Genomic DNA, 6,379 nt, shown 5'->3' with positions numbered 1-6,379 from the left:
GACAGGAAAAAGCGCCCGGCGGTAAACCCGCGGGCGCTCTTTTTCTTCTAACCTCAGGGGCTAACCCCGGCGATCAGCGTTCCGTTTTCTCGGCGCCCGCCTTGATCGTCAGCTTGGCGAAGCGCACATGCGCGCTCGCGTGCTGCTTGCAATGCGGGAACTTCAGCGGACAAATCTTGCTGCTGATCGCGGCCTTCAGGACATGGCTGCCGCGTTGACCGTTTTCGTTGGATACCTTGTGAAGCGTGGGCATGGTCGGCATGGCAGCGGGAGCTTCAGGCTTGGGCTGCTGATCGATGCCCACCGGCTTGATGTTGTCCGATGCGTTGCTGGCCTCATCCTGTCGCGGAGCTGGGCGCTGCTTTTCGAGGGGCTTGCAGCCCGGAAGCTGGACCGCGTGGCGGGCCTTGTCGCCGCGGCGGTCGGCGAAATAATAGCGGTTGTCACAGACATAGGCCATGGGCGGAAGGCGATCGCGGTCGAAGAGAAGGTCGGCGCGGCGCAGATCGGACCAGAATTCGTTCAGCTTGCGCGTATCATCCAATTCCGGAGCGTATTTCGCAAAGCGGAAGGGCAGCGCGAGCACGGGCACATGTGACTGGCCGCCGCGGAGAGCCGCACGAACCGCGTCGTAAACTTCCTCGACATTCACATCCTGAATGGCGAAGCAGCCGGTCGAGGAGCACTTGCCGTGAATGAGGATGCTCGATCCGCTACGGCCGTTCATCTTGTCGAACGCGTTCGGATAGTTGATGTTCATGGCGCGATGCCAACGGGGATTGGGCCCAATCATGTCGTCCCACTCCACCCGGTATAGACCTTCGGGCGATTGGCGATCGCCTTCGTACATCTTCGGACCGAGGCCACCGGCAAACTTGCAAATGCCGTAGGTCTTGAAGAGTTCGTAGCGTGGACCTTTCTCGACCCAGAGTTCCAGCGTCGAGCTTTGTTTGTAGATGCGGATGAAGACGGGGGAACCGAGCTTCATGCCTTTGCCTTCGAATTCAGCTGCGAGCGCATTCTCCTTCTCAACCGCGCCGCGCGCGTCCCGGCTTGTGGCGGAGGCTCCCTGAAAGGAAGCCAGGCAAAAGGCGATCGCGCTTACCAGCACGCACACTAAACGATACTGCATCTTCACTCCTTGTAAACTACGCCAGACTAGCGCTCACGCCAAGTGGCGGTTTGAAGCTGTTCCAAGTCATGTCAAGAACAGGCTCAAGCTTCATTTCCGGAATCGAAATGTGATCTAAGTATGACCACCGGAAAACGAATTATTTAAAGCTTTTAATAGAATTTTATTTAAAGAATTTACCTGCTTTAATTCCTGGACTGTAGCTCCCGAACATTGAATTTGCAAGGCAATATGTTCCGGGCACGATTCAGTAACCTTTGGCCCCGGGCTTTTGCTTCAGAAAAGCGGGCCTGAATCGCTCTTCGCGGCGCTGCGCGGATTCCCATCGGGGGTCTACCCAATACCTTGAAATCGCTAATGAAAAATGGCGTTGCAGGCTCGGGAGGAAACAAACCGCTCAAGACGTCTCACTTAAACTATAGCTTGCTATGTCGCTTGCGGTTCGCGAGCTACTTAGGAGACGGCCAGAAGCAAACCTGACAATTGCCGTTAATCTATGGGAACGCGTGAAAAAAGATATTTGGAGCGTAAAAACTGCTCTCTTGTTCGGCGGCCTGCGCGCATTTTGCGCACCACCTCCCGACCGGGCGGCGTCGACACATCGCAGCCGCGGGGCGCGTTGATGGGAGCGCGCCCCCCGCGCGACGCCAAATTGGCAAATGCCCGCCGTCGTTCAACCGTTTTTTGCGGGCTCCGCGATAAACGGGCGGATACGCCGCAGCGAGCGGTTGCGGCGATATTGTATGCCAAATTATTTGGCGCGATAATTGCTTTAACAGCTGGTACGCCTCGCAAGCCGTGATGGTCGGATTGGCGTGACGTGACCCAAGTTGGAACGGGAAACTCAATCGCCGGTTGCTCAGGGTGCTCCCTTGCCCTGGCACCGGCGCTTTTTTTTGCGCAAACGGCGTCGCGAGCACCAACCCGAGATTAACTTTCAGCTTCTCCTACACTTTCATCTCCAGTATGGTCGCATATCCTAGCCGAGCCAATGCTTGGGACGTTTAGTGAGGATCCGTTCGATTATGAGCGATGCAGTCTCCAGCGAACTTTTAAAAAGTATTTTTCGATATGCTTCTTGCATACTGGGAAACAGGCAATTGAGCCGTATTGCCATTGTTGAAGCTTTGAAAGCGCAAGCCATCAACGGCGGATCGTCGAGATTCAACCTTTACCGCGCGGTAAACGAAGCTGCCGTGTCGAGTGCGCCTCTCGCTGAGGTGCGCTTCAGCGGAGGGTGCGGTATCGGCACCGAACTTATGAAGCTTCCGCACCAGCGCCGCCAGATTGTGGCACTTCGGGCGGTCATGGGTTTCTCTTACGGCGACGTGGGCGAAATAATGGGGATGACCGAGGCCGCCGTTCGCCGGGCCTACGTCTCTTCGCTGCTGGAATTGCGCGCGAAGCCCGCAGTGCTGATAATCGAAGACGAGGCCATGATCGCTCTCGATCTCCAGAAGATCATCAAGACGCTCGGCCTTTCCGTCGCTGGCATCGCAAAAAACCGTGAGGAAGCTTTGCGGATCGTGGGCTTGTCTCACCCGAAGCTGATCGTCGCGGATTATCGGCTCAGGGATGAGACCGGCATCGATGTGGTGAACGCGATCCGCGAGCAGATCCACGCAGACGTCATCTATATCACCGCTCATCCGGAAGCCGTCACCGAGCAGCTTGGAGCCGCCAGCGAAGTCGTGCTTTCGAAGCCGTTCAACGCGCGCGCTCTCGTCGCTGCGGTCCAGTCGAAGCTCGCGGCGTAAGGCGCGCCGCGAGTTCGAACGATGACGGATCAAGGCTGCTTTTCGAAGTCGCCGTCGACATAATACCAGCGGCCTTCCTCGCGGACGAAGTGGCTTGTTTCGCGGATTTCCCACACGCGGCCCTTCGCCTTGTAACGCGCGACGAATTCGACATCGGCGGTATCCGGGCCGGTCGCCTCATGGCGCGTCACCTTCAGGCCCAGCCAGCGACGCGCGGACGCCTCAACGTCCAGATCCGTGGGGCGCGTGGTGGGATGCCAGGTTTCGAGCAGATAGTCCTGAAGCTTCAGCCCGAATCCCGTGTAGCGGGACCGCATCAGCGCCTCGGCGTCGGCTGCCGGTTCACCGTTGTGCAATCTCTGGCAACAGCGCTCATAGCTTAACAGGCTGCCGCAGGGACATGGACCGCGATACGTCTTTTCCTCTTTCATGTCGGCCGTGTCCTTCCGTTTGCGCCCATGCTCATGAATAGCGAAAGGTAATTTCGCCATCGGCACCGCGCGCTGCCGCGTTTCGTAATCCGTATCGAAGACGACGAAGTTAAGCTACAAGCAAGGGCGCCATTTCGGGCGACAAAGCACCACAACCACGCGGGCGGGAATCGGGATGATCGCGATTACGGACAGGATCGACCTCGACGAGGGCGAGATCGCCGTGACGTTCATCCGCGCGAGCGGTCCCGGCGGCCAGAACGTCAACAAGGTTTCGACCGCCGCGCAGTTGCGCTTCGACGCGCGCCGCTCGCCGAGCCTGCCGGAGGCCGTGCGCTTTCGTCTTGAGCGCATTGCCGGATCGCGGCTAACGAAGGACGGCGAGATCGTGCTCACGGGCGGCAGCTACCGCACGCAGGAGGCGAACCGAAAGGATGTCGTCGACAGGCTTGTGCGCATGATCCGACAGGCCGCCATCGAGCGTCCGGTGCGCAGGCCGACGCGGCCAACCTTCGGCTCGAAGCAGCGGCGGCTCGCCGGTAAATCGAAGCGGAGCGACGTCAAGCGCCAGCGGCAGGCACCCGGCACCAGCGATTAGGAATCCCTGCGGCATCGCGCCGAAACTCGACGCCGCAGGGTTGGTTTCAAGCGATTACGCGGGCACGGCGGGCAGTACGGCAAGGGCCGTCGCAAGCGCGCCTTCGTCGTAATCCTGATCGATCATCCGGCCTTCGAAGTAGTTGATGTAAGCGCCCATGTCGAAATGGCCGTGGCCCGACAGGTTGAAGAGGATCGTCTCGGCCTTGCCCTCGGCCTTGCAGCGCAGCGCTTCGTCGATCGCGCAGCGCACAGCATGGGTCGACTCCGGCGCGGGCACGATGCCTTCACAGCGCGCGAACTGCACGCCCGCATCGAAGCACGCCTTCTGGTGATAGGCGCGCGCCTCGATCAAGCCCAGTTCAAGGACATGCGAAACCATCGGCGCCATGCCGTGATAGCGCAGGCCGCCGGAATGCGTCGCGGGCGGCATGAACGTCGAGCCGAGCGTGTGCATTTTCATGAGCGGCGTCAGGTGCGCGGTATCGCCGAAATCGTAGGCATAGGTGCCGCGCGTCAATGTCGGGCAGGAGGCAGGCTCCACCGCGATGATGCGCCGTTTGCGGCCGCCGCGCAGTTGCAGCCCGAGGAACGGGAACGCGATGCCCGCGAAGTTCGAGCCGCCGCCCGTGCAGCCGATCACGACATCCGGGTCGTCGCCGGCCATCTCGAACTGCTTGATGGCTTCCTCGCCGATGATCGTCTGATGCAACATGACGTGGTTCAAAACCGAGCCGAGCGCATATTTCACAGCCGGGTCCTTGGCGGCGATCTCCACCGCTTCCGAAATGGCCATGCCGAGCGAGCCGGGGCTGTTCGGGTCCAGCGCGAGCATGGCGCGGCCGGAGTCGGTCTGGTCCGACGGCGAAGCGATGCAGCGCGCGCCGTAGGTTTCCATCAGCGCGCGGCGATACGGCTTCTGATCGTAGGACACGCGGACCTGAAACACCGTCACGTCGATGCCGAACAAAGCGCCTGCGAAAGCCAGCGACGCGCCCCATTGTCCCGCGCCCGTCTCGGTGGAAAGCCGCTGGATGCCCGCTTCCTTGTTATACCAGGCTTGCGGCACGGCGGTATTCGGCTTGTGCGAACCCGCAGGCGAGACGCCCTCGTTCTTGTAGTAGATCTTCGCGGGCGTGCCGAGCGCCTGTTCGAGACGGCGCGCGCGGTAGAGCGGCGACGGCCGCCACATGCGGTAGACATCCCGGATCGGCTCGGGGATCTCGATTTCGCGTTCGCTCGTCACCTCCTGCTCGATGAGCGCCATCGGAAACAGCGGCTCAAGGTCGGCGGGGCCGGCGAGCTGTTTGGTGCCCGGATGCAGCACGAGTGGCAGCGGCACCGGCAGGTCGGCCGTGAGATTGTACCAGAATTTCGGGATCTGCGTTTCGTCGAGAACGTATTTGAGTTGGTTGCTCATGCGGCTTTCCTGCTTCATTTTTAGGCACCATACACGAGCAAAGGGGGGCGTAACCGTGGCACTTTGCGGCGGGCAGCTTCCATGATGGAATTGCACGGCCGGGCATCGTCCGCGCAATGGAAATCTCTCTGGCGCGCCCAAACTGGGAAAAGACGAAGGTTTGGGCTCCTTCCAGAGCGCGATAGACTGCGAAAGCTCCTGCGGCGCTATCCCCTTTCTTTTTCAACCCGGTTTCGGCTAGAGTACCTGCTGCAACTTCGCCTTGGCGGCTGGGTCCGAAACGATGTCAATTTGGGGAAAACTTGCCGGAGCGGCGGCGGGCCTCGCGTTCGGCGGGCCGCTCGGGGCGCTGTTCGGCGGCGTGGCGGGGCACGCGGTCGATCGAACCCTTTCGGATTCGGGGCACGACAGGCAGGTCGCCTTCACCATGGGCGTGATCGCGCTCGGGGCGAAGATGGCGAAGGCCGACGGCGTCGTCACGATCAGCGAGATTCAGGCCTTCAAGGAAGTGTTCAAGATCCCGCCGGGCGAGGAGCACAACGTTGCGCGCGTCTTCAATCTCGCGAAGCAGGACGTTGCGGGATTCGAGATGTATGCGCGCCAGCTTGGCCGCCTCCTTCGCAACGACCGGCAATTGCTCGAAGACGTTCTCGACGGCCTGTTCCACATCGCCATATCCGATGGCCAGTTGCTTCCCGCCGAGGATCAGTTTCTCGCCGACGTAGCGAAGGAGTTCGGCTTCACCCATATAGACTATATGGGCATTCGGGGGCGGCATTTCCGCTGCGACCTGTACGACCCCTACACTGTGCTTTCGGTGTCGCCGAATATCTCCGACGCGGACCTCAAGGCGAAATATCGCAAGCTCGTCGCGGAAAATCACCCGGACAAGCTCATCGCGCGCGGCGTGCCCGCCGAGTTCATCGAGATCGCGACGAAGAAACTCGCCGCCATCAACGCCGCCTATGATGAGATCCGGCAATCCCGTCACGCGATTTAGGAGCAAGAACGGGCGGCAAAGCCTCAGAAAGCGTAGCGTATC

At 60.4% G+C, this 6,379-nt stretch carries 6 protein-coding genes; 3 read left to right on the top strand and 3 right to left on the bottom strand.

Going from position 1 to position 6,379, the window contains the following annotated elements:
* Positions 1-73 precede the first annotated feature (73 nt).
* Positions 74-988, bottom strand: a complete 915-nt coding sequence (locus T281_RS17630) for a L,D-transpeptidase family protein (protein WP_162173142.1) — start codon at positions 986-988, stop codon at positions 74-76.
* Between the two features lie 1,244 nt (positions 989-2,232).
* On the opposite strand from T281_RS17630, the gene T281_RS08150 reads away from it, so the two are divergent.
* Positions 2,233-2,889 carry a response regulator gene (locus tag T281_RS08150; RefSeq protein ID WP_162173141.1) on the top strand — a complete coding sequence of 219 codons (657 nt, stop codon included), beginning with the start codon at positions 2,233-2,235 and terminating at the stop codon, positions 2,887-2,889.
* A gap of 29 nt (positions 2,890-2,918) precedes the next feature.
* Here T281_RS08150 and T281_RS08145 read toward each other — a convergent pair whose 3' ends face one another.
* A complete protein-coding gene (locus T281_RS08145) occupies positions 2,919-3,320 on the bottom strand; it encodes a YchJ family protein (protein WP_037237055.1) in 402 nt (133 codons plus the stop codon).
* 175 nt (positions 3,321-3,495) lie between these two features.
* Between T281_RS08145 and arfB the strand changes: the two genes are divergently transcribed.
* Positions 3,496-3,918, top strand: a complete 423-nt coding sequence (gene arfB / locus T281_RS08140) for an alternative ribosome rescue aminoacyl-tRNA hydrolase ArfB (protein ID WP_037237027.1) — start codon at positions 3,496-3,498, stop codon at positions 3,916-3,918.
* A gap of 54 nt (positions 3,919-3,972) precedes the next feature.
* On the opposite strand, the gene T281_RS08135 is transcribed toward arfB, so the two are convergent.
* Entirely contained in the window at positions 3,973-5,337 is a 1,365-nt protein-coding gene (locus T281_RS08135; RefSeq protein WP_037237053.1) for a TrpB-like pyridoxal phosphate-dependent enzyme, read from the bottom strand.
* A gap of 283 nt (positions 5,338-5,620) precedes the next feature.
* Here T281_RS08135 and T281_RS08130 point away from each other — a divergent pair, with 283 nt between their 5' ends.
* Positions 5,621-6,337, top strand: coding sequence for a TerB family tellurite resistance protein (locus T281_RS08130; protein ID WP_037237021.1), 717 nt, complete (start codon positions 5,621-5,623; stop codon positions 6,335-6,337).
* Positions 6,338-6,379 lie beyond the last annotated feature (42 nt).

Origin of the sequence: Rhodomicrobium udaipurense JA643 (genome assembly GCF_000636015.1) — a bacterium.
Classification (GTDB): domain Bacteria; phylum Pseudomonadota; class Alphaproteobacteria; order Rhizobiales; family Rhodomicrobiaceae; genus Rhodomicrobium; species Rhodomicrobium udaipurense.
This window is presented reverse-complemented; position numbering and strand designations above follow the sequence as displayed.